The organism is Clostridium sp. YIM B02506, from assembly GCF_022324845.1.
In the GTDB taxonomy this organism is placed as follows: domain Bacteria; phylum Bacillota; class Clostridia; order Clostridiales; family Clostridiaceae; genus Clostridium_T; species Clostridium_T intestinale.
In genome coordinates this window covers 34,086-56,355 of sequence record NZ_JAKGTG010000028.1, presented here as the reverse complement: position 1 = coordinate 56,355, position 22,270 = coordinate 34,086, and the positions used below count along the sequence as shown (strand labels likewise).

Annotated in this window: 24 protein-coding genes; 4 read left to right on the top strand and 20 right to left on the bottom strand. The window is 28.7% G+C overall.

All coding sequences use genetic code 11. The annotated features are described in order from the left end of the window. The first annotated feature begins 118 nt into the window (after nt 1-118). On the top strand, nt 119-1,042 hold the full coding sequence (locus L1S49_RS18020) for an AEC family transporter (RefSeq protein WP_238906788.1): 924 nt from the start codon (nt 119-121) through the stop codon (nt 1,040-1,042). A 36-nt stretch (nt 1,043-1,078) separates the two neighbouring features. Here the strand turns inward: L1S49_RS18020 and L1S49_RS18015 are convergent, their stop codons facing one another. From L1S49_RS18015 to L1S49_RS18005, 3 genes are all read right to left on the bottom strand, one after another. Continuing rightward, nucleotides 1,079-1,240 carry a hypothetical protein gene (locus L1S49_RS18015; protein WP_238906787.1) on the bottom strand — a complete coding sequence of 54 codons (162 nt, stop codon included), beginning with the start codon at nt 1,238-1,240 and terminating at the stop codon, nt 1,079-1,081. Further along, nucleotides 1,240-1,728, bottom strand: coding sequence for a cupin domain-containing protein (locus tag L1S49_RS18010; RefSeq protein WP_238906786.1), 489 nt, complete (start codon nt 1,726-1,728; stop codon nt 1,240-1,242). The genes L1S49_RS18015 and L1S49_RS18010 overlap by 1 nt, the downstream gene beginning before the upstream one ends. A 151-nt stretch (nt 1,729-1,879) precedes the next feature. Beyond that, the gene (locus tag L1S49_RS18005; protein ID WP_238906785.1) at nt 1,880-3,163 is read right to left on the bottom strand and encodes an NlpC/P60 family protein; all 1,284 of its coding nucleotides are present in this window, start codon (nt 3,161-3,163) and stop codon (nt 1,880-1,882) included. A 193-nt stretch (nt 3,164-3,356) separates the two neighbouring features. Between L1S49_RS18005 and L1S49_RS23300 the strand changes: the two genes are divergently transcribed. Continuing rightward, nucleotides 3,357-3,485, top strand: a complete 129-nt coding sequence (locus L1S49_RS23300) for a hypothetical protein (protein ID WP_275299631.1) — start codon at nt 3,357-3,359, stop codon at nt 3,483-3,485. A gap of 52 nt (nt 3,486-3,537) precedes the next feature. Here L1S49_RS23300 and L1S49_RS18000 read toward each other — a convergent pair whose 3' ends face one another. The 4 genes from L1S49_RS18000 to L1S49_RS17985 form a co-directional block, all read right to left on the bottom strand. After that, nucleotides 3,538-3,903: a DUF1801 domain-containing protein gene (locus L1S49_RS18000; RefSeq protein WP_238906784.1), complete on the bottom strand. Its 366-nt coding sequence runs from the start codon at nt 3,901-3,903 to the stop codon at nt 3,538-3,540. A gap of 142 nt (nt 3,904-4,045) precedes the next feature. Beyond that, nucleotides 4,046-4,783, bottom strand: a complete 738-nt coding sequence (locus L1S49_RS17995; protein WP_238906783.1) for an ABC transporter ATP-binding protein — start codon at nt 4,781-4,783, stop codon at nt 4,046-4,048. Nucleotides 4,784-4,802: 19 nt separating this feature from the next. Beyond that, on the bottom strand, nt 4,803-5,702 hold the full coding sequence (locus L1S49_RS17990) for a glycine betaine ABC transporter substrate-binding protein (RefSeq protein ID WP_238906782.1): 900 nt from the start codon (nt 5,700-5,702) through the stop codon (nt 4,803-4,805). Next, a complete protein-coding gene (locus L1S49_RS17985; protein ID WP_238906781.1) occupies nt 5,702-6,343 on the bottom strand; it encodes an ABC transporter permease in 642 nt (213 codons plus the stop codon). Before L1S49_RS17985 ends, L1S49_RS17990 begins: the two co-directional genes overlap by 1 nt. 325 nt (nt 6,344-6,668) lie before the next feature. On the opposite strand from L1S49_RS17985, the gene greA reads away from it, so the two are divergent. Continuing rightward, nucleotides 6,669-7,133, top strand: coding sequence for a transcription elongation factor GreA (greA, locus tag L1S49_RS17980; protein ID WP_073016361.1), 465 nt, complete (start codon nt 6,669-6,671; stop codon nt 7,131-7,133). Between the two features lie 41 nt (nt 7,134-7,174). Here greA and L1S49_RS17975 read toward each other — a convergent pair whose 3' ends face one another. The 11 genes from L1S49_RS17975 to L1S49_RS17925 form a co-directional block, all read right to left on the bottom strand. Next, nucleotides 7,175-9,184 (bottom strand): GGDEF domain-containing phosphodiesterase, encoded by a 2,010-nt coding sequence (locus L1S49_RS17975; RefSeq protein ID WP_238906780.1) that lies wholly within the window; start codon nt 9,182-9,184, stop codon nt 7,175-7,177. 234 nt (nt 9,185-9,418) lie between these two features. Continuing rightward, on the bottom strand, nt 9,419-10,891 hold the full coding sequence (locus tag L1S49_RS17970) for a YdiU family protein (RefSeq protein ID WP_238906779.1): 1,473 nt from the start codon (nt 10,889-10,891) through the stop codon (nt 9,419-9,421). Between the two features lie 107 nt (nt 10,892-10,998). Next, a complete protein-coding gene (locus tag L1S49_RS17965; RefSeq protein ID WP_238906778.1) occupies nt 10,999-11,724 on the bottom strand; it encodes an HAD-IA family hydrolase in 726 nt (241 codons plus the stop codon). Nucleotides 11,725-11,750: 26 nt separating this feature from the next. Beyond that, a complete protein-coding gene (locus L1S49_RS17960) occupies nt 11,751-12,224 on the bottom strand; it encodes a GNAT family N-acetyltransferase (RefSeq protein WP_238906777.1) in 474 nt (157 codons plus the stop codon). Between the two features lie 355 nt (nt 12,225-12,579). Beyond that, nucleotides 12,580-13,506, bottom strand: a complete 927-nt coding sequence (locus tag L1S49_RS17955) for a serine hydrolase (RefSeq protein ID WP_238906776.1) — start codon at nt 13,504-13,506, stop codon at nt 12,580-12,582. A 19-nt stretch (nt 13,507-13,525) separates the two neighbouring features. Then, nucleotides 13,526-13,882 carry an MmcQ/YjbR family DNA-binding protein gene (locus tag L1S49_RS17950; protein WP_238906775.1) on the bottom strand — a complete coding sequence of 119 codons (357 nt, stop codon included), beginning with the start codon at nt 13,880-13,882 and terminating at the stop codon, nt 13,526-13,528. A gap of 125 nt (nt 13,883-14,007) precedes the next feature. After that, nucleotides 14,008-14,793 (bottom strand): hypothetical protein, encoded by a 786-nt coding sequence (locus L1S49_RS17945; protein WP_238906774.1) that lies wholly within the window; start codon nt 14,791-14,793, stop codon nt 14,008-14,010. Between the two features lie 14 nt (nt 14,794-14,807). Further along, nucleotides 14,808-15,782 (bottom strand): anti sigma factor C-terminal domain-containing protein, encoded by a 975-nt coding sequence (locus L1S49_RS17940; protein ID WP_238906773.1) that lies wholly within the window; start codon nt 15,780-15,782, stop codon nt 14,808-14,810. Then, complete coding sequence (locus L1S49_RS17935) at nt 15,769-16,284, bottom strand: RNA polymerase sigma factor (protein WP_238906772.1); 516 nt, start codon at nt 16,282-16,284, stop codon at nt 15,769-15,771. The genes L1S49_RS17940 and L1S49_RS17935 overlap by 14 nt, the downstream gene beginning before the upstream one ends. A 141-nt stretch (nt 16,285-16,425) precedes the next feature. Continuing rightward, nucleotides 16,426-17,307 (bottom strand): cation diffusion facilitator family transporter, encoded by an 882-nt coding sequence (locus tag L1S49_RS17930; RefSeq protein WP_238906771.1) that lies wholly within the window; start codon nt 17,305-17,307, stop codon nt 16,426-16,428. Nucleotides 17,308-17,421: 114 nt separating this feature from the next. Further along, complete coding sequence (locus L1S49_RS17925) at nt 17,422-19,251, bottom strand: UbiD family decarboxylase (protein ID WP_238906770.1); 1,830 nt, start codon at nt 19,249-19,251, stop codon at nt 17,422-17,424. Nucleotides 19,252-19,390: 139 nt separating this feature from the next. Between L1S49_RS17925 and L1S49_RS17920 the strand changes: the two genes are divergently transcribed. Continuing rightward, nucleotides 19,391-19,705 carry a hypothetical protein gene (locus L1S49_RS17920; RefSeq protein WP_238906769.1) on the top strand — a complete coding sequence of 105 codons (315 nt, stop codon included), beginning with the start codon at nt 19,391-19,393 and terminating at the stop codon, nt 19,703-19,705. Nucleotides 19,706-19,774: 69 nt separating this feature from the next. On the opposite strand, the gene L1S49_RS17915 is transcribed toward L1S49_RS17920, so the two are convergent. Then, nucleotides 19,775-20,002 carry a hypothetical protein gene (locus tag L1S49_RS17915; RefSeq protein ID WP_021801952.1) on the bottom strand — a complete coding sequence of 76 codons (228 nt, stop codon included), beginning with the start codon at nt 20,000-20,002 and terminating at the stop codon, nt 19,775-19,777. Nucleotides 20,003-20,099: 97 nt separating this feature from the next. Then, entirely contained in the window at nt 20,100-22,034 is a 1,935-nt protein-coding gene (locus L1S49_RS17910; protein ID WP_238906768.1) for a Cache 3/Cache 2 fusion domain-containing protein, read from the bottom strand. Nucleotides 22,035-22,270 lie beyond the last annotated feature (236 nt).

Here is a 22,270-nt window from a genome sequence, read left to right as displayed (position 1 = left end):
TTGTTAACATAATTTATCACCCAATAATATTTTATATTAAAAAGAAAAAAGTGTCGACTTTGTCGACACTCTGCAAAGAGTAATAACAAAGTTATTACTCTTTTCTAAGGGGGACAAGATGGATATAAATGTTGTTATTAATCAAATGATTCAGTTATTTTTAATTCTTGGTTTGGGATATTTTCTAAATAAAATAAAGCTTTTTGATGCTGAGCTAAACCAAAAACTAAATAAGCTCTTACTCAACGTTACAACACCAGCTTTAATAATAGCTTCTGTAGGATCTTTAGAGCCTAGCGATGATAGTAGTGAAGTTTTAGTTGTTTTTTTAGTAGCGGTAACTATTTTTGCTATATTACCATTTTTAAGTTATATTTTAGTCAAGATAATGAGAATTCCAAAGCATCAAAAGGGTCTTTATATGTTTATGACTATATTTTCCAACATAGGATTTATGGGATTTCCAGTTATGAAATCTATATTTGGTAATCAGGCTGTTTTTTACACTTCGATATTTAATATGATATTTAATTTTTTAGTATTTACCTTAGGTGTATTTTTGATTAATTATGGGACTGAAAAAGAAGTTAAGCCAAATGTTAAGAACCTTTTAACACCAGGAATAATATCATCCATAATCGCAATTATTATTTACTTTTTAAGAATACCTATACCTACAATTTTTGTATCCAGTTTTGATATGGTTGGTAGCATAACTACTCCAATTGCTATGATGCTTATTGGCTCCACTTTAGCTAATATTGATATTAAAGAAGTATTTACTGAGTTTAGGATATATCCTTATACTATAATAAAGCAAATATTGATACCATTAGCAGCATATCCTATTCTAAGTTATTTTATAACTAACCCTTTAATTTTAGGGGTTGCTTTAATTAACTTGGCCATGCCTGTTGCTAATAGTGCAGTTTTGTTTGCTACTCAATACGATGGAGACTTAAAACTTGCAGCTAAGTCAGTGTTTATCACTACTTTGCTTTCTGTTTTCACAATTCCAGTAATTGTAGCATTATTTTTATAAAGAAGAGGATATCGCAAAATTGTGATATCCTCTTCTTTATAACTTAAGCTTCTCTTTTTTTAATGCCCTAAATAGACCATAAATACTAAAAGCTATACCAATAATTAATATTGGGAATGCATCTTCAAAAAATAGTCCAGAGCAAAGCAATAATAATGCACACATAATATCAAAATTTGAATCTTTGCTTTTATTCATTATGTACCTCCTTTCCACTTTTCTCTAACTTTATCTTCACCTTTGTAGTAATTTGCCTGTTCTCCTAATTCATATACTTCTTTATCACAGATATTTATCTTCCCTGAATCAGGATATTCGCATACATCAAAGCCTACATTTGTTCGTATATCTAAAAATTTCAAAGGTTCATTTGTATGATTATAGAGTTGATGAGCACCTGATGGTCCCATTTCAAAAAAAATGATATCTCCAGCTTTTATCTCCTTAAACCCTTCTGGAGTCCTTAAGGTTCCGCTTCCTTCTAAAATCACAAATATTTCTTCTGCATTTCTATGAAAATGGTAGGGATAAGAATACTTATCTGGATCTAATGACCTAACATCAAATTTTAAATGTTTTGAGCCAACAAGTTCCGCTAGTTTTTCACTAGTATGCCAAGAAAATTCTGGTATAGGAGATTGTCTTACTTTGTAATTTATATTTCCATCATTAAAGATATGCGCCATAGTTACCCTCATTTAATAAAAATATTATATTTATATATTAGTATAACATATTATATATTTTTATACATTATAGTGAATTTAATACAAAAAAAGTATGTAGACTTCTTTATGTAAAGCAAATCTACATACTTTATTTTTTTATAATAAAGATTTATAATATTCTTCTTGCAGCATAAAATGACCAAATTTTTGATACTTTTACTACATCCCCGGTCTGAGGTGCATGTATCATTTGCCCATTTCCAACATATATGCCTATATGTCCTGCACTAGTAAGTACTAAGTCCCCAGGTTGTAAATTAGAATAACTTACTGCTACTCCATCGTTTATCTGGGTATATGTAGTTCTTGATATGTATATACCTGCTTGCCTATAAACATATTGTGTAAACCCGGAACAATCAAATACATCAGGCCCAGTAGCACCCCAGACATAGTCAGCACCTAATTTACTGTAAGCTATTTCTAAAATCTTTGAAGCAGATGCAGACACAGGTGCATTACTTGAAGGATTTGTATTAGTGTTGTTTGAAGGTTTTTGAGTTTGATTATTAGTAGGCGACGTTTGTGTATTAGTTTGCTTGTTTGCCTCAATTTCAGCTTTTTTCTTATTAATTGAAGTATTTGCCTTTGCGAGTAAGTTGTTTATTTCATCTTTAACATCTGAATTAGTTACAGTTGACTTTAAAGAGTTCAAAGCTGAAATTGAATTATTTAAATCGTTAATTGAACTACTTGTGTTATTTATTATATTCTCAAAAGGTTTATATAAATTTCTTTCTGTAGTTATTAAATCACTAGAAAGTTTTGCATACTCTTCTTTAGCTTTTTGAATGTAAACTAGTTGTTCATCTTTTTTTTGATTTAAATCACTTAATTTAGATTTATTAACTGAATTTAAATTTTCCAGTTCAGTCTTTTTAGTGTCTAATCGAGCAACACTAACATCATATTCCTTCTTCTTTTCATCAAGCTCCTCTAAGATTTGTTTATCCAAACTTAGTATCTTACCAATTGCTTGGGCTTTTGAAATAAAATCGCCTATGCTGTTTGCACTAAATAAAACAGTTATGTAATTTGCTTGTCCACCGTTTTCGTATAAAAACTTAATTCTAGTTTTAAATAGTTCTTCCTTTTTCTCAAATTCTTTTTTATTATCTTCTATTTGAACATTAAGTGCTTCAATATCTTTATTAACAGAAGAAATATTACTTTCATTTTCTTGAATGGCTAGAACTAACTTTTGTATTTCTATATTTAATTCATCTGCTTTATTTTGTAATTCAGCATATTTTTGTTCTGCTGCTGATATCTGATTTTTTCTATCATCTAAATCTTGTTGTTGAGCTGTTGTTAAAGGGTCAGCTAGTGCTTGTACACCTGTTCCGAATAACATTGAAGCTACAAGTAAACCTATCATCAATTTTTTCTTCATAAATATGTACGGTATCTCTATATAATAAGAGTTATACCTATCCCTCCCCCACTAATACTTATGTTAATTATATACTATCATCTATTACCCATTATAACAAATGTAATTTAAACCACACAGTTAAATTTTCTTTAATTTTACTAATCTGTATAGCTTAATAAAATGAGGTTAATAATTTTAACGAGGTGATTTTATGAAAAATAATACTCTTTATAGTTTATTTACAGCATTTTGTGTAATAATATTTGGTGGAATTATCAGCGGATTTATTGTTGTTATTATGTTTTTAGATTTTTTTGTAAAGTTATTGTTTAATGGATGAAAAAAGCTCCTATTGAGGAGCATTTTATTAGAAGATAGATTATGTAAAGATCCTAATTAAATTTTTCAGTATTCTCTTGAACTCTGAATTTAACTATATTTTTTATCAATTCATAAGGTAATGGTTCATCTATAGGAAATTGCACTGATCCTTTAGCTCCTTTGTATTTTGACAATTCTGATTTAAAAGCATCGATTCCACTAGGGGCTGGATAAAAGCCTATATGCTTCTTATATGCTGCGAAGTGAACTAGATTACCGTATAAATCAAATGTTGGCATTTGATAACTTATCTTTTCTTTAGCTTCTGGAGCTGACTCTCTGATAACCTTTCTTAGGCTTTGAAGTATTTCCTGAACGTTGCTTGGAAAGGTTAAAATATACTCATCAATGTTTTTGAATATAACTTTTTCATTCATAATTAAAACTCCTTCTGTTTTATTCTTATTTAATATTATATAACATTCCTAAAGGTTGTTATATAATATTTACTATTTAAGAAAAAATAAGTACTGCAATAAGTATAGACTTAATTTGCAGTACAATTTATTCTATATGGATTTAAAGTTCTGAACTTATTAACTCCTTAACGAAGCTATTTTTAGGATTGCTTTTAATTTCGTTAGGTGTTCCCAACTGAATTATTTCACCTTTATCCATAATTAAGACTTTACTTCCTAATTTTAGTGCTTCCTTAATATCATGGGTAATAAAAATTATAGTTACACCAAGATCCTTATGAATTCTTAATATTTCTTCTTGAAGAGATTTTCTTGTTATCTCATCCACAGCTCCAAAAGGTTCATCCATAAGAAGAATTTTAGGAGAAGCTGCAAGGGCCCTTGCAATACCTATCCTTTGCTTCTGTCCACCAGAAAGTTCACTTGGGTATCTGTCTAACATTTCCTTGTCCATTCCCACAATTTTAATTAATTTATTTACAGTAGTATCAATCTTTGATTTATCTTTTTTTCTAGAAAGATTTGAGACGTAAGCTATATTTTTTCTAACGCTCATGTGAGGGAATAATCCAACCCCCTGTATTACATAACCTATATTTCTTCTAAGACTGATTATATCAACAGAAGTTATATTTTTGCCTTCAATACACACATCACCTGTATCAGCTTTAAGCAAACCATTAATTAGCTTTAAAGCTGTGGTTTTTCCACTACCAGAAGTTCCAATTATGGTTAAAAAATCACCTTTTTTAACTTGTAGATTAAAGTTATGGAGAATTAAATTTTTATCATAACTTTTGGAAACATCTTTAAAACTTATTATGACTTCTCTACTCATATTATTTTCCTCTCTAGAATTATTCTTTTAATAAACCTTTATTTTGTAAAAATTCTTTAGCTACTTCTGCTTCATCTCGTCCATTACTTTCAACTTCATAATTTAATTTTGCCATTTCGCTATCTGTTATAATATCTTGCATTTTCATTAAGATATTTTCTAATTCAGGATGTTTTGACAAAATATCTTCACGCACTACCGTGCCACAATAATAGCTTTGGAAAAAGTTTTTATCATCTTGAAGTACAGTAACATCTGAGGATGTAAGTTGTCCATCTGTAGTAAATACATTCATAACATCAATTTCTTTTGAATTTATAGCTTGATATTTTAGGCCGATATCAAGGTCAGATGCCTTTTTAAATTTAAGACCATAGGTTGAGCAAAGCAAATTATATCCATCTTCTCTTTCATAGAAATCATATTCAGCACCAAAGTTAAGATCGCCAGAATACTTTGCTAAATCAGAATAAGTTTTTATATTATTTTTCTCTGCGATATCTTTTCTTATAGCTAGTCCATAGGTATTATTGAATCCATACAATCCTACCCATTTAAGCTTGTAATTTGCTATATATTTATCTTGAAGGTTTTTGTAGAGCGTATCATTATCTGGTATTTCACTTTCTTTTAATACAAAGCTCCAGCCAGTTCCAGTATATTCTGGATATAAATCAAAATCACCTTTTAAAATAGCAGGGTGAATATTGCTAGTTCCTCCGCCTATTCCTTTTGTTATTTCAACATTTAAGTTTGTATTTTCTTTTATAAGTAAAGATAACATCTCACCTAATATAAACTGTTCAGTCATAGGTTTTGTTGCAATCTTAATAGTGTCAGTTTTTTTTGAACAACCTGTAGTTAATGTTAAGGCTAAAAGTGATGTTGTAAATATTTTTATCAATTTAAAAATTTTCATTATACTAATCTCCATTTCTTCTTCATATATTTTTCAATAACTCCAATAATAAAATCCATAATTAAGGCAAGAAAAGCAATCAATAAACTTCCGGCTACAGTCATAGCTGAGTTATTAGTTGTTATCCCCCTATATATAGCAACCCCAAGCCCGCCAGCACCTATAAATGAAGCAATACCAGCAAGTGCTATGGTCATAACAACCATGTTTCTAAGCCCAGCTAAGATAACAGGTAAAGCAAGCGGAAGCTTTATTTTATATAAAATCTGAAAAGGGGTGCTACCCATTCCTTTTGATGCTTCAATAATAGAATGATCAATATTATCTATACCCGTATAAGTATTTCTGATCATAGGAAGTAATGCATAAATAGTAAGTGCTATTATTGCAGTAGTATTTCCGATACCAGACAAAGGAATAAGAAAACCAAGTAAGGATATAGAGGGAATTGTATATACAAAATTTGTTATACCTAAAATAAGTGGCGAGGTTTTCTTATATTCACTAATAATAATGCCTAATACTAATCCTATTATTAGAGCTATTATTATAGAAATTGCAGATATCTTTAGATGTTCTACAGTAAGCTTAAGAAAAAAATCTTTTCTTTCAGAATAAAGTTCAAATATATTTCTAATCATTTATCCTCCCATATTTTAAAATTAAATTAATTTGCTATTAAAATGTTCTCCTCTCTTTTTGTATTACCTTTAATAATATTAAGTATAAATAATCTAATATGACCACTGTATGTCAACTTAAGAGAAAAATACAAACACAAGTTCTTTTAGCTTGGATTATTTACTAACTTGTTTAATTTTATGTAAGTTAAGGAGGATGAAGAACTTATAAAAATAATTAGAAATTATTTTATGCTTAATAAGAATTTTAAAAAGAAACTTCTATTTTCTTCTCTATGACTTTATAATATTAATAAAGTATATTAAATGGGAGATAAGTTTTTATATGAATAATAAGTTAACTGAAGAAAATATCAAAAAATTACAAGAAGAATTAGATTATAGAATGACTGTAAAAAGAGCTGAGATAGCAAAAGAAAAATTAGTAGCAGCAGCTCATGGGGATAGATCAGAAAATGCTGAATACAAAGAGGCTTGTAGAAATTATAGAGAAAATGATAATAGAATACAATATCTAATGACCATGATTTCAACTGCAACCTTAATAGATGACTCTGAAATAGATAAGTCAGTTATGGGTATAAATAGTAAGGCGAAAATTAAATTTATAGAAGATGATTTTGAGGATATAGTAACTTTGGTAACTACTATGGATATAGATCCTGAAAATATGAAAATAAGTATCGAGTCAGATTTAGGAAAGTCTTTATCTGGTAAAAGAGCAGGAGATATAGTTGAAGTTAATGCTCCAAGTGAAACATATAAGGTTGAAATAATAGAAATATTATAAAGTATAAAAAACCTAAAAGGATATCCCTTCTAGGTTTTTCTTTATATTTCTTGGCATATAAACTGTTCCAAATCTTCTAAATTTAAAGGTTTGCTCATTAGATAACCTTGGACATAATCACATTTTAGTTTCCTCAAGTGGCGAAGTTGAATTTCCTCCTCTATTCCTTCAGCAATAACAGCTATATCTAAATTATGAGATAAATCTATTATACTTCCGATAATTTCAACATTTCTGTCACTCTTCAAAATATCATTTATAAAAGTTCTATCAATTTTTAATATATCTATTGGTAGTTGTCTTAAATAGCTTAATGACGAATAACCAGTTCCGAAGTCATCTAAGGAAATGCTAATGTGCATATCTTGTAATTTTTCTAAAGTTGACTTTGTTTTATGAATTGAATTCATAAAGGTACTCTCTGTGATTTCTATTTCTAATAAGTTTGGGTCAAAATTTGTTTCTTTTAATATGTATTTAATGGATTCAACAATATTAGGTGATTCAAGCTGTTTGACAGATAAATTTATGGCAAGTACAGTCTCCTCTAATTTGTATTTGTCCTGAAGCTTTTTGAATGTTTTACAGGCTGTCCTTATAATCCACTCCCCTAATGGAATAATAATACCTAGCTCCTCTGCAACAGGGATAAATTTATCAGGAGCTACCATACCTAATACCTTGGAGTTCCAACGTAGTAGAGTTTCAAAACCTCTTATTGTACCAGTTCTAAGGTTATATATAGGTTGAAATACTAAAAAAAACTCATTATTATAAAGTGCAGATTTTAATTCATTTTCAAGATTTAATTTTTCTAGTAGTTCTTCTTTCATAGATTTTTCAAAAAATTGCACATTATTTTTACCAAGTTCTTTTGCTTTGTACATTGCGGTATCTGCATTTTTCATTAATTCAACTTGTCCAACTCCATCATAGGGGAATGAAGCTATTCCAAAACTAGCACTTGAAGTTATCTCATTGCCTTCAATTATAAATGGTTGTAAAAAATGCTTTCTTATTTTATCTATGTATTTAAATACTTCTTTATCACTTACTCTTCTTTGAATTATTAATGCGAACTCGTCTCCCCCAATTCTTCCTATAAAATCACTTTTATGTATAGATGCTTTAAGCCGTTTAGCAGCATCACTTATAAATAAATCGCCTATATGATGTCCCATAGAGTCATTTATTTTTTTAAATGAGTCAATATCTATAAATACTATGTAAAATGATAGATTCATTCCTTTAGAAACTTTTATAAGATAGTTTAATTTGTCTAAAATACTCTTTCTATTAGGAAGATATGTTAATTCATCAAAGTGTGCTAGCCTATATAACCTTTCTTCATTAATCTTTAATTGGTTATTTTTTTGAGTAAGTAAATTATATTGGCTTCTTGTTTCATTATACATTTTCTCTAACTCTTCTCTTTGATGGACTTCTGTTAGATATAGTCTAGTAATCCTTTGATAATGGGATTTACTAACCATGTACATGGCAGGCACTATTAAAAACATTAAAATAAATAATATAACCAAAAGAACATAATATATTGGCGTTAATTCGTGAGCATTTTTTGATGATAAAAAGAAAATATATCCTCCTACTAAAAAAGTAGTTATAGTTATATAGTTTAGCATAACCTTAGTGATTCTAGCTGAAGCTATAATAATTTCTAAAAAAGCAATCATTAATATAAAAGAACCCACAACAGAATAAAACCTTAATGTTACATAAACAAGAACAATAGAAAATAGTATTGATACCCAATGAGTAATAAATTTAGTTTTAAATTTTAAGTAAGGAGTTATTACAAAGCAAAAAGAAAGAAATAAAAGAAAAATACTTTCCATAATAACCTTATTTAAATTATAACTCATGAGTATATAATTAATGTAATAGTTTATAATTGTGCTAGCAAAAAGTATTGGACCTGCGTAATAACAAGCCATGTAGTTTTCCATAGTAATAATAGTCTCTACATCATTAGATTTGTTTATCACGTCAATTATATCGGGAATAGTTTTAGGAATATTTGCGTTTTTCATGTCTTCACCTCAAAAAGAAACTTAAGAAACCCAAGACTTGGATGTTTTCTTACTTTTAAACAACTTTAATTAATATTATACTATAATAATAAAATTTGTAAAAATATTTCCTTATTTTTAATAAAAAATCTTTATTTTAGTTGATAATAATTTAAAAATCAAATTAATATTACTATAAAAAAATACAGAAATATCACTAAAAAGTAATATACTGTATTCTTTAGAAGTTTATAATTATGTACCACAAAAGGTTCTATAAGGCTTATTTGAAGGTTTTGGTGGAGTTGAATATTCAAGTTGTTCCTTTGAATGATCAAAGGGATTTGAAAGAACATCTATGAGTTTATCCATAACACTATATTCTCCATTATTTGCTGCTTCTAAAGCTTCTTCAACCCTATGATTTCTTGGTATTATGGCAGGATTAGTATTTTTCATTAATTCAGTTGACAAATCTAATCCTTCATTTTGTCTTTGAAGTCTTTCTTTCCATAGCTTATGCCATTTCAAAAAATTATCCGATTTAAATAAAGAGCTCTCATCTAACCTATTAAAAGTTAGATCAACAAAAGTATTGGTATAATCAACACTATGCTCTTGCATCATATTTAAAAGTTGATTAATTAAATCTTCGTCTAAAGCTTCCTCATTAAAGATTCCAAGTTTAGACCTCATACCATTAAGCCAATTTTTATGATACAACTTAGAGTAGTTTGAAATCTCTTCTTGTGCTAAGTTAAAAGCTTTCTCTTGATCATCATCTATTAAAGGCAATAGGGTTTCCGCAAATCTAGCAAGATTCCAACCACCAATATAAGGTTGATTTTCATAAGAGTATCTTCCATAAGTGTCTATTGAGCTAAATACAGTTTTTAGATTATAAGTATCCATAAATGCACATGGTCCATAGTCAATTGTTTCACCACTTATAGCCATGTTATCAGTATTCATAACACCATGTATAAAACCTACTAGTTGCCACTTTGAAATTAAGTCTGCTTGTCTATTAATGACTTCTTTAAGCAAATCTAAATATGGGTTAGGACTGTCTTTTAAGTAGTTATAGTGTCTACTTGTTGTATAATCAGCTAAGATTTTAATATCTTCTTCTCTTCCCCATTTTGAAACGTACTGAAACGTTCCTACTCTTATATGACTTGCAGCTATCCTTGTAAGAATTGCACCAGGAAGTTTATTTTCTCTCATTACTGATTCACCAGTTGTAACAACAGCAAGGCTTCTAGTTGTAGGAATTCCAAGAGCTTGCATAGCTTCACTTATTATGTATTCACGAAGCATTGGACCAAGAGCTGCTCTTCCATCTCCTCCACGAGAATAGGGTGTTTTTCCAGAACCTTTAAGTTGAATATCTACTCTATCACCTAATGGGGTTATATGTTCACCAAGTAGTATAGCTCTTCCATCTCCAAGCATTGTAAAATGTCCAAACTGATGCCCAGCATAAGCCTGTGCAATAGGGTGAGCTCCTTCTGGAATAATATTTCCTCCTAAAACTTCTAAAAATTCTTTAGTTTCCAATACTTCAGAGTTAAGACCTAAAGAGGATGCTAATTTTGAATTTATGACTACAGAGTTAGGGTTATGAACTAAAGTTGGTTTTACTTCTTTAAAAAAAGAATTTGGTAACCGAATATAACTATTATCAAAATTTAAACCAAATTTTATTAAGGTATCAGCTTTTTTCATAATATATCCTCCTCTATTTGTTATTTAGGCATGTTTTTAGTGTCCTCTTAGGTGCATTTATTATACATAGTGAAACTTTAGTATTTATATATGTGCTATTTTATATTTTAAAATTCTTTTAAAAGTAATTTCTCTAATTTATACATGTCTTTAACTACATGCAAATTAGATTTCTTTATATATTTTATATAAGATCTAGAGAGTGTATTTCTATTTAAAACTATTGATTTTATTCCAAGGTTTAAAGCACCATCGCAGTTTTTGGGGTTATCATCTATAAAAAGGACTTCACTTGAGGTTAGATTTAATGATTTAATTGCGGCTTTATACATTTTCTCATTTGGTTTTGTCACACCAATTTCTGAAGAAATAATAATTGCGTCAAAATAATCATAAAAGCCAGCTTTTTTATAAACATTCCTTAAAGAAGGCCAAGCATCTGATACTAAGCATAATTTGTAATTCTGATTTAATCTTGGCAGAACTTCAAATATATCTTTAAAGAATATATATTTATCATAATTTAAAACAAAATCATCTGTTAAAAGTTTTAACATTTCATCGTCAATTTTAAGTTCTGGTAATTCATTTTTTATAATTATAAAAAATTCTAGGAAATGCTTCCATTCTTCCTCAACTGTTTGTATTAACGATATATTATTTATATATGACCAAGCTTTACGAAAAGCTTCATCTCTTTTATCCTTAGATATGTTATTAAATTTATCTTTATTAACTATTTTAAAGAAATTTGGAGAATAACTCCAATCTCCAGTTGCAGCAAAATTTAATACCCTACCAGAATCTATTAATAGTCCTTTAATATTACCCATATTTCCCCCAAACTAATTTATTTTATTTAGTCAATTATTAGTTTTGCTACTAATTCTCCTTCTTCTATATCTCCAGTTTCTATAAAACCCATTGATAAATAAAGCTTTTTAGCCTTAATATTTTCAGGTTCATAAGAAAGAAAAATTTCAGAAGCATGTCCATAAGGGAAGGTTTTAACTAACTCAATAGCTTTATTCATAGAAGCTTTTCCATAACCTTTACCTTGATGAACTTTATCAATCATAAATCTCCATACCCAATAAGCATTTTCATTGCGGATTTCGTTAGCTTCAGTATAAGACAACATTATAAAACCAATCATAACATCATCTTTATAAATAGCATAAGGCATAGGAATTCCATCTCCATTACTTAAAGCAACATAAGCTTGTGCAAGACTTATTAAATTGCTAGCAACAAAGTTTTTTTGATCTTCCTTAGTTTCTAATTTAATACATTCATCAAAATTATCAAAAGTAATCTTTTTTAATTCAATCATTATTTACCCCCATAATATCTATTTAGTTTTATTCTCAAGCCTAATAAAGTTAACTTTAATCACAGCACCAAGAATTTAAGAATATAAGAATATAAGAATATAAGAATATAGGAAGTTAAGAAGTTAGGAACAAAAGAAGCTAAGAAATTAAGAATAAAAGAAGTTAAGCATAAAAGAATTTAAGAAGCTAAGAATATACACCTTAGTCCTGTAGAAGCGTTCCTCAGCTTCATTAAATTCCTTTTAACCTTAGTCCTGTAGAAGCGTTCCCAAAAGGATTCTAGTGAGACTTGAGAAGAAGTCTCTACAAGATATAAGTGCAGCTTCATCAAATGCCCTCTAGCTTTTGCAAAGATTATAGTTTTTCAATTAAAGTATCCCAGGTAAGTTCAAGTACACCTGTCATGTTTGTAGGTTCATTTGAAATATAGGTTACTACTGCATCTTTATCAGGTAATATTACAACATATTGACCATAAGAGCCGTCCATTCTATATGAACCTTTATATGAATTCATCCATAACTGATAACCGTATCCTTGATGATGATCCTTAGTTGCAAAGTGTGGATTAAAATCATGTGTTTCTATCTGGACAGTTGTTGCTTTTTCTATATAATTTCTAGGAATAAGTTCATTATCATTCCAAATACCTTTATTAAGAATTAGTTGACCAAATCTAGATAGCTGCTCTGCTGTTAAATGTAATCCAGAAAATCCTTGAGGGATTCCTAAAGGGCATCTATCCCATCTAGGTTTTGGTATATTTAAATATTGAAATATTTTTTTATCAAGATAATCGTCTAAACTAATTCCTGTAGTAAGTCCTATTATTCTTGAAAGTATGTATGTAGCACCGTTGTTATAGGTAAAATGTGATCCAGGTTTAAATATTACTGGCTCATCAAAAAATAATTTGGTGATATCCCAAACCTTTCCTTCACTCCAATCAGCATTTATAACTGGACACCTATCATGACCAGTTCCCATACATAATAAATCATGTACTTTCATGTCTTTTAGATTTTCATTAGGGTTTTTAGGCGTGATACCAGGGAAAAAGTCTATAGCATTATCAGTTAATTGAAGATAACCCTCTTCAATTGCAATACCTACTGCCATGGAAGTAAAGGTTTTGCTTACTGACCACAAAAGAGTCTCTTTTTCTTCTTCAAAATCATGTTTTGCAATTACTTTTCCACCTTGCCTAACTACAACATTTTTCACTCCAAGATTTTTAACTTTTACATTTACTATTAAATTCTTTAATAAATCATTATTCATAATAAACCTCTATTAAAATTTAGCTTAATATACTTTTTTGTACTTTTTTAGTAAGTGAATCAAAGATAAGTTTATAAGACATGTCAATCATTTGCTTTATAACATCTTCAGGAACATTCCCATCTAAAAATACAGAATTCCAATGTACTTTATTCATGTAATAGCCTTCAATTATATCATCATAATTTTCTCTAAGCATAGCTCCAAAGGATGGTTCACATTTTAATGTAATCATTGGTCTCCCATCTTTGTAATTAAGAATAGCCCCAAACAACTTTCCTGCTATCATATATCTATGCCATTTCCATTCCTCTTTAAAGTCTTTTTCAACACCTTTTTTGGCTAACAAATATTCATCAACCCACTCATAATTCAATTATAATCATCTCCTTTATATCAATAAATTTATTATACTATATTTACCAATGACTATAAAATCTTTTGGAATTAAAAATAGCATAGTATTCTATAAATAACTATGCTATATCGTGAGATATAATATTATGAAGTTTTGTTTAGTATCATTAAGTTTTTCTTGTAACTAAATTTATATAGTATTATTAATCCAAGTATAATTAATATTAAGGCATATAAAAGTACATTTAATACATTTATGCTATTATAAATTATTAAGCCAAATAACTTAGTTACATTAAAGTCTATAAAATCATTTATTGAGGCAAGCTCAAATAATATTCCTGTAGTTATCATGTAGAATGGGGGGAATACATAAGCTACCATTTTTCTATTTGTGGCTGTAGCAAGTCCCATAACAAAAATTGAAAATGCAGACGAAGAAATTGCTATAATAACTAACAATAGAAAGATATAAAGAATTTTAGACATTTCATAAATATTTTTAAGTGCTACAACATTAATTTCATTTGATGGAACATTATTAACTCCAAATCTAAATATTAAGTAAACAATAATAACTCCATGACAGACAATAAAAATTGAAGATGTTAAAAATAGATTTACCATTACCTTAGTTTTATAATAGGTTTTTATATCAATAATATCTAAAACTTTCTCCCAAAATCCTGATTTTTTATCAGTAATTATTGATGTTGAATATATTAAACCTATTATGGAAGGACCTATAAACACTATATAAGAAAAGTGTGAAATTTTTATGTAATAATCCACACCGTCTAAGCCAGGATAGGAGAATGAAATTTTATTTATTAGAGGTTCTATTAATGAAGTTAATAGTATTAAGCTTATAATAATAGTTTTTAATGAAAATAGATTTTTCTTAAGTTCAAGTTTAAAATAAGTTCTCATAAGTAATCCTCCAATCAATATTTATCAGCTATAGCGCCTAAGGTGGCTGCTTTAATATAACTTTTACCTTTTAAGTTTTTTAAACTTTCTACATCTCCACTTACAACTACTCCAACAATCTTTAAATCATCTTTAGTAATTGTATCCTTACCATTACTTAATCTATTAAATAAATTGATATAGCTATCACTAAGAACTTCCAATGAATTAATAAAGCGTTCTTCTGGATCATCTAAAGATCTACCCTGACCATCTAGGGCTTTTATTCCATAAACTTCTGATTCTTCAAATATAGGTTTCGGTCTAGTCTCTGAAGGTTTATCAGTTAATGTATCAACCCAGTACCAGTTTAAATTAATTTCCTTAGGTAGCATATTTTTAACTTCATCTAAACTATATTTACTATCAAAAGAAAGTGATAACTCCATGACCTTATCGCTACCTATGTTATCAAGGACTTCTAAATCATTTATATAATTGTCATATTGTATTGATGGATGATAAAATTTCATTATACGTTTTCCAACCTTATTGTAATTAATCATCTCTTCAAGTTCTTGTTCTGAATTAGCAACATTACTATATAAGTTATCACCTATACTTCCATATATACCATTAATTAGAGGCATGTAGCTATAATCTTCTTTATAGTTTCCATCAGTTATTAATTTAGTACCTAAAAATCTATAGCGAACATATTCTATATCTCCAGTCATTAATCTATCGTCAGTTTGTGTATTGCTTAAATAAGCATTTGGTTTAGCAATATTATAAAAATACCATAAATCTTTCTCTTTCTTATTTGCAATATCATTTAGAAGATGAGCATTTAAGATTAAAGCACCAAATCCTAAAATAATAAAGATCATAAAGCTTATTATAGTAGTTTTTAATGAAGATAAAAGTTTAGCTCTTTTAATTGGGTTTTTAAGTTTAGGTTTCTTTTCCGTTTCAAACAGTTCTCGTAGCTTTTCATCATCGCTTTTCATAACTTTCTTCCCTCCAAACTTTCTTGAAATTTTCTCTAGCTCTAAATAGATATGTTTTCACTGTATTTTCTTTTATGTCTAAAAGTTCTGCTATTTCTTTATAAGATAAATCTATATGATATTTAAGAAGCAATAGATTTTTATGTACTTCACTTAAAGAATTTAAAACATTAAGGATATCTTTTTTTCTCTCTATATCCAAAATAAAATCTTCTATAATATTATTAGTACCTAAACCATCTTTTAAAATTTCTTCATCAATACTTACATGAATATGACGTTTATTTTTTCTGCATAAGTCATAATACTTATTAATAGCTACCTTAAAGAGCCATGCTGAAAGCTTATCAGACTGTATTCCGTCGATGTACCTTAATGCTTTATAGAAGGTATCTTGAACTATATCATCTGCATTTTCTTTGCTACATCCAAGCTTAATTAAATATCTGTGTATAAGATTCATTTTATCTTTAAATATCTCATCTATTAATTCATAGCTCATCATATCCCCCTTTCATGCCTGCGTTTAAAGCTCTTCATTATTATGACGTTCAAATTATTAATATGTATACAAGTTCCAAGAAAAAATCTACCAAATTTATATAACTTGGTAGATTACAGGTACTATTTACTTTTATAATATTTAAATAAGTTTTCTTTCTTCAAAGAAGGGCTCAATATGAACCATGCAATGTTTTACCATGTCAATTTCGTTTTCTATTGAGTTTTCAACCAATTCAGCTATATCATGGCCTTCTCTGACAGAAAGTTCTTCATTTACATATACCTCTATATCAACATAGATTTTATTGCCAAATATTCTAGTTTTCAGGTTTTTAATTTCTTTTACTCTACTAATAGAAAGGACGTTATTTTTTATCTTATTTATTATTTCATCGTCAGCTGCAGAATCTATAAGTTCTTTGACTGCTCGTTTATATAGATCAATTCCAACTTTAATAATCAATAGACTCACTATTATTCCAGCTAAAGGATCTAAAAAGGTATATCCAAATCTGGCACCTAAAATACCTATAAAGGTTCCGATAGATGAAAAAGCATCAGATCTATGATGCCAAGCATCTCCTTCCATTGATATACTCCTTATTTTTCTAGCTGTTATTATGGTATACCAGTACATCCCCTCTTTAACAACTATAGATAATAATGCAGCAAATAAAGCGACTCTTCCTGGAACTACTAAATTACCATTATAAAGATTTAAGGCACTTTTGTATCCTATAGCTAATCCTACTAAAATAAGTGCTTCGCTTATAAGTTTTGCACTGATTGATTCTAATCGTTCATGACCATAGGGGTGCTCTCTATCAGCTTTTTTAGATGATATTTTAAGTCCAACTATAACAATTACAGTGGTAAAAACATCTGAGGCCGAATGAGCTGAATCTGCAATCATTGCAGAACTTCTTCCGATAATACCTGCAATTAACTTTAAGATTGATAAAACTATATTTATTATCATAGTAATTACTGAAACTTTTGTACCTAGTTTATAATCTTCCATCTATTTCACTCCCAATTGATAACTGTTTATGCTTCATTATATGTTTAATTTCAGCAATTTCTACAAGTTTTTAACTGGGTTTAGATGTCAATTGATAATAAAAGTCCTTATATATTACACTATATTGTATAAACTTCCACCTTCTTTAAACAAGCGTTCAATATTTTTTTCAACTATTGAATCTGGAATTAATGTAGGTGCATGATGAGGTTTTTTTCTGATATCTATAATCATATTATCGCATCCCCAATGTTTATTTTCATAAAAGCTATTTACTCCATAAATATCATGTGAAGGGTTACTTCTAGTAAAAGTTGCCCAGAAAAAGTTTGATAAAGAATCGCTTATAAAGGTACTATCATCACAAAGAATAATAATGGGACATGAATCCATATTACCTTTTAACAAAATGCTATTAGCAAATTCATTTAATACATCCTTTTCCTTCTGATAATCAGAAAATTTAGGCCCCTCTATTGCTATTATTCCAGGCATCACTAAACGTGGGTTTTTAAAATCACCTAAATCATTTACTTGATAGGGAACATTAGAGCATAATTCTCTTTTTTTATCGCCATAAGCTGCAATTACAACCTTACTTCCTGTATTTAAACCAGTTCCAGAATAATCTAATGTATCTATGGTAGTATTAGTTTGAAAATGAATGTCACGGTGTAAATCTAATCTTTCTAGCATATATGTTAAAAACTCAACTTTTTTATGCGTGTCTAAAGGTATATCATCTTCAGCAGTAATAAATAGATATTTAGCTAAACTTAATTGACCAGTTCCTAAAATCCTATTAGCTAAAGTAAGTATTTCAGCTGGCTGTTTGACTTTTGCATAAGGAGTATAACGTTCACTTCCTATAGCAAATAAAAGTGGATGAACTCCTGCTTCATCAATTGCATGAACTTCTTTTATTCCAGGGATTTCTTGTTTTATAGCTTCTCCAGTAATTTCATGTATAAGCTCACCAAAGGCTGTATCTTCTTGAGGTGGACGTCCAACAACAGTAAAAGGCCATATTCCATTAGGTTTACCAAAAACTTTATGAACTTTCATAACTGGAAATTCATGAGTAAGGCTATAATATCCTATATGATCTCCAAAAGGGCCTTCAGGCTTTGTTTCATCAGGATAAATTTCCCCTGTAATTACAAAATCAGCATCAAGATTAATACAGTAACCGTCATTATAACAATAACGAAAATTATGTCCTGATAGCATACCAGCAACAGTCATTTCGCTTAGTCCTTCAGGTAGAGGCATAATTGCAGCTAAAGTATGTGCAGGTGGTCCGCCCACAAAAATACTTACCTTTAAAGGAATTCCCATTTTTTTTGCTTTTTGTTGATGAACTCCTATTCCTCTATGTATTTGATAATGTATACCAACATCTTCATTTAAAATATAATCGTTGCCAGTAAGTTGGATTCTGTACATACCAAGATTACTATTCATAATACCCGGTTTTTCTGGATCCTCGGAATAAACTTGAGGTAAAGTAATAAATGCCCCTCCATCTTTAGGCCAATGATGAATAAGTGGAAGATCAGAAATTTGAATCTCCTGAAACTCAGACATCTTAGAACTTAAACTTTTTAGTGGAAGAGCTTTAGTAGCTGCAATTCCACTACTAATATGTTTGAATGGATTTTTTAATATGCTCATAGGATTATTACGTAAGGCAATTACGCTTTTAGTAGATTCTAATGTATTTTTAAAGATTAATTTACTTCTATCTAAATTGCCAAATAAATTTGACACAGCTTTATATTTTGAACCTTTTACGTTTTCAAATAGCAACGCGGGTCCATTAGCTGAGTTAACCTTTAAGTGTACAGCTGCCATTTCAAGGTAAGGGTCAACTTCTTCATGTACTCTTACTAACTGACCACTTTTCTCTAAGTCAAGAATACATTCTTCTAAATTACGATACATCATTTACTCTCCTTATTTCTTTTAACTAAAATTAAATATACATTAATAATACAGTGAAAATAATATCCATGCAATGTAGTTAAGTTTTAAGTATATTTTTTTTACATATACTAACACTAGATTCAAAAGAGGTGATATTATGAAGAAATCTATTTGGATATTTTTCTTTGTACTAATTTTATGTATTAATATAAATTCATTAAGCGCTTTAGCCGTAAAAGATACATTTAAAGAAGGGCTGTATAAATTATCAGATTTAAATCCAAAACCTGAAAACAACTATGTAATGGAAAATATATCTGATGAAAATATTTATGTATTAATTTTTAATGAAAAACAGATTGCAGTTCAAGCATTTCAATTAGCTAAAAAGTCTGACTCTTTCAATTTAATACCTATTAAATCTAGCTATAGAATTGTAATTGTTGGAAAAGGTGAAGTGAAAATTTCTTAACATTTTTATGCCTATAAATAGGATATCCCAAAGCAATTAAAAATGCTTTGGGATATCCTTAATTAAAGGTTAGGCTAATAACTTCATCATTTCTGTAACTGATTTTTTTACTTTGCTAGGTAATCTGTCTAAGGCTTTTTCTCTATCTCTTTCGTTACTAATTTGAGAAATTCTCATTACTTCTTGCTGTAAACCAGGTATGCCGCTTATTTCATTAGCCAATCTGCTGAATTTTTCTGCAAATGCAGGATCTTGCATCTTTTTCTGAAGTTTCATAATTAGCTCCATGCCGTTCATTAAATAGCCTCCTTGGCAGTTTTGAACCATACTTTTTAGGTAGGTCTATATAATTTTTATATGTTTTAATACCAAGAAGTGTTCTTTAGAAACTTAATTATCTATAAATATCTGAGAATTCAATTTTTATTTTTTCTACATTATATTGACTCTTAAAATTACTTTTTTGAGTTGCGTCTACACCATTTTGTATGATTTTAGCTGGAAGAGTAATTATAAATTCTGTGCCTTTATCTTTTATGCTTTTTACTTCAATAGTTCCCTCATGCATTTCAACTAATGCCTTAACTATAGATAAACCTATACCACTGCCCTCGTGACTTCTATTTAAAAGAGGATCTACTTGTTTAAATCTTTGGAAAAGTTGAGCTAAATTTTCTTCTGAGATTCCTTTTCCTGTATCTTTTACTGATATTACTACATAATCATCTTTATCAAATAAATTAACCTCTATTGTATCACCTGGTTTAGTAAATTTAGTTGCATTAGATATTAGATTTAAAAAGATTCTTTCTAATTTTTCAGCATCAAAGGCCATTATTTTTTCTTCTACATCAGTGTCAAATATGATAGTTCTTTCCATAGTGTGTACATATTCAGCTGTTGATTGAGTTATCTCCTCCACTACCTCTACTATATTTCCATTCTCTAAATCAATTTTAACAAATCCAGAATCTATTTTAGTCATGTCAATTAAATTATTTACGAGCCTCAATAGCCTATAACAATTCTGTTTAACACCACTTGTATAGCTACTTAACTTTTCGGTATTTAAACTTTCGCCTTTTTTTATAAGTAAAGAAAATAGCTGTGTCGTAGAAAAAATAATATTTAATGGGGTTCTTAATTCATGGGACATATTTGCTATAAACTCAGTTTTTAACTTATCATATTTTAATGTTTCCTCTAATAATCTTTTATTCTCTGATATCATGTAGTTGAAGCTGTTTGATAATACTCCTATCTCGTCTTTACTATCTATATCACAGCGTATAGATAGATCACCTGAACCTGCAATTTCCATACATGATTTTAATTTACTAATAGGTCTAACTAAAGTATTAGCTACAAAAACTGCTATTATCCCAGCAAAAACTATTACGATACATCCAATAATAATTGTAGTATTTAAAATTTCTTTAGAAGAATAGTTTAACTCATCGTAATTAGCTGTAGTAACTATATACCAATCCCATGGCTCAAAATATGTATAATAGGCTACTTTTCTAACATCATTGTATGTATACTCTATTGTTCCTTCTTTAGAGGAATAAATCTTTTGAAAAAAATCATAATTACTAACATTTTTTCCTTTATCAGATGGATGAATTATTACATTACCATTTGAATCTAATATGTAAGCATATCCTGTTTCTCCTATCTTAATGTTACTTAATGTTTCACTTAAATAATTATTAATAACCTTATTCCCTATACCGATTGCTCCTATAATATTTTTATGACTGTCAAGTAAAGGCTTCATTCTAGTAACATATCCAGAGCCTTGGATTAAAATACTTCCTATGAATTCTTCATTGTTAAGTATTTTTTTATAAGCATCTGTATCACTTGAAATATATGTACCTAAAACGCTCCTATCATCAGTTGCTATAGTACTAGATACTCTTATTAGTTTATCATTATTTAATAAAAATATTGTTGCAACAGCTCCAGTAGACTGCTTCAACTTATTGACTAGTGTATTATCTAATGTTAGGTTCTGATTACCAGCATATAAAATTGGAAGGGTAAATTCACCAACTTTTACGTAGTTATTATAATCTACATTGAAGTTGTTAAAGTTATTTAATATTGAACTTGCGAAGTTCAAATCTCCATAAGATTTTTCGATAAGTAAGTCATTTCTGACACTAAGAGTAGTATCAATAGATTGTGTTAATCGTTTACTTTTCTCATTAATCTCTTTTAAAACTGCTGATTTAGATTTTTGAACTGTAAAAAAACCTAATATACTTACTACAAAAATAATTAATCCCAAATAACTAATTATAAGTTTATACATAATTTTCATATAAAACCCTTCCCCTACCATCATTATATAAATAGGCTACTTTATTTAATTCTACAAATTAGGATATTTTGTTAATTATACCATGAAAATGGCACGAAATCATTGTCTTTTTTTTAACAATTAGTAAATAATATAAATTTTAATCGAAAAGTGTCTCATTATTAATAGATTTGTCATATATTATATTAGACCATTATAAGTTAGCTTTGATAATTTTAATGATTCTCTTGCCCGTC

Bases quoted from the DNA above. Each gene is read 5' to 3' on its own strand.
- L1S49_RS17930 (WP_238906771.1), bottom strand. From the start codon at position 17,307: ATGGAAGATTATAAACTAGGTACAAAAGTTTCAGTAATTACTATGATA.
- L1S49_RS18000 (WP_238906784.1), bottom strand. From the start codon at position 3,903: ATGAATGAAAAAGTTATATTCAAAAACATTGATGAGTATATTTTAACC.
- L1S49_RS17910 (WP_238906768.1), bottom strand. From the start codon at position 22,034: ATGAAAATTATGTATAAACTTATAATTAGTTATTTGGGATTAATTATT.
- L1S49_RS17995 (WP_238906783.1), bottom strand. From the start codon at position 4,783: ATGAGTAGAGAAGTCATAATAAGTTTTAAAGATGTTTCCAAAAGTTAT.
- L1S49_RS23300 (WP_275299631.1), top strand. From the start codon at position 3,357: ATGAAAAATAATACTCTTTATAGTTTATTTACAGCATTTTGTGTAATA.
- L1S49_RS18015 (WP_238906787.1), bottom strand. From the start codon at position 1,240: ATGAATAAAAGCAAAGATTCAAATTTTGATATTATGTGTGCATTATTA.
- L1S49_RS17965 (WP_238906778.1), bottom strand. From the start codon at position 11,724: ATGGGTAATATTAAAGGACTATTAATAGATTCTGGTAGGGTATTAAAT.
- L1S49_RS17920 (WP_238906769.1), top strand. From the start codon at position 19,391: ATGAAGAAATCTATTTGGATATTTTTCTTTGTACTAATTTTATGTATT.
- L1S49_RS17940 (WP_238906773.1), bottom strand. From the start codon at position 15,782: ATGAAAAGCGATGATGAAAAGCTACGAGAACTGTTTGAAACGGAAAAG.
- L1S49_RS17935 (WP_238906772.1), bottom strand. From the start codon at position 16,284: ATGAGCTATGAATTAATAGATGAGATATTTAAAGATAAAATGAATCTT.
- L1S49_RS17970 (WP_238906779.1), bottom strand. From the start codon at position 10,891: ATGAAAAAAGCTGATACCTTAATAAAATTTGGTTTAAATTTTGATAAT.
- L1S49_RS17975 (WP_238906780.1), bottom strand. From the start codon at position 9,184: ATGAAAAACGCAAATATTCCTAAAACTATTCCCGATATAATTGACGTG.
- L1S49_RS17960 (WP_238906777.1), bottom strand. From the start codon at position 12,224: ATGATTGAATTAAAAAAGATTACTTTTGATAATTTTGATGAATGTATT.
- L1S49_RS17925 (WP_238906770.1), bottom strand. From the start codon at position 19,251: ATGTATCGTAATTTAGAAGAATGTATTCTTGACTTAGAGAAAAGTGGT.
- L1S49_RS18020 (WP_238906788.1), top strand. From the start codon at position 119: ATGGATATAAATGTTGTTATTAATCAAATGATTCAGTTATTTTTAATT.
- L1S49_RS17985 (WP_238906781.1), bottom strand. From the start codon at position 6,343: ATGATTAGAAATATATTTGAACTTTATTCTGAAAGAAAAGATTTTTTT.
- L1S49_RS18005 (WP_238906785.1), bottom strand. From the start codon at position 3,163: ATGAAGAAAAAATTGATGATAGGTTTACTTGTAGCTTCAATGTTATTC.
- L1S49_RS17915 (WP_021801952.1), bottom strand. From the start codon at position 20,002: ATGAACGGCATGGAGCTAATTATGAAACTTCAGAAAAAGATGCAAGAT.
- L1S49_RS17990 (WP_238906782.1), bottom strand. From the start codon at position 5,702: ATGAAAATTTTTAAATTGATAAAAATATTTACAACATCACTTTTAGCC.
- L1S49_RS18010 (WP_238906786.1), bottom strand. From the start codon at position 1,728: ATGGCGCATATCTTTAATGATGGAAATATAAATTACAAAGTAAGACAA.
- L1S49_RS17945 (WP_238906774.1), bottom strand. From the start codon at position 14,793: ATGAGAACTTATTTTAAACTTGAACTTAAGAAAAATCTATTTTCATTA.
- L1S49_RS17955 (WP_238906776.1), bottom strand. From the start codon at position 13,506: ATGAATAATGATTTATTAAAGAATTTAATAGTAAATGTAAAAGTTAAA.
- greA (WP_073016361.1), top strand. From the start codon at position 6,669: ATGAATAATAAGTTAACTGAAGAAAATATCAAAAAATTACAAGAAGAA.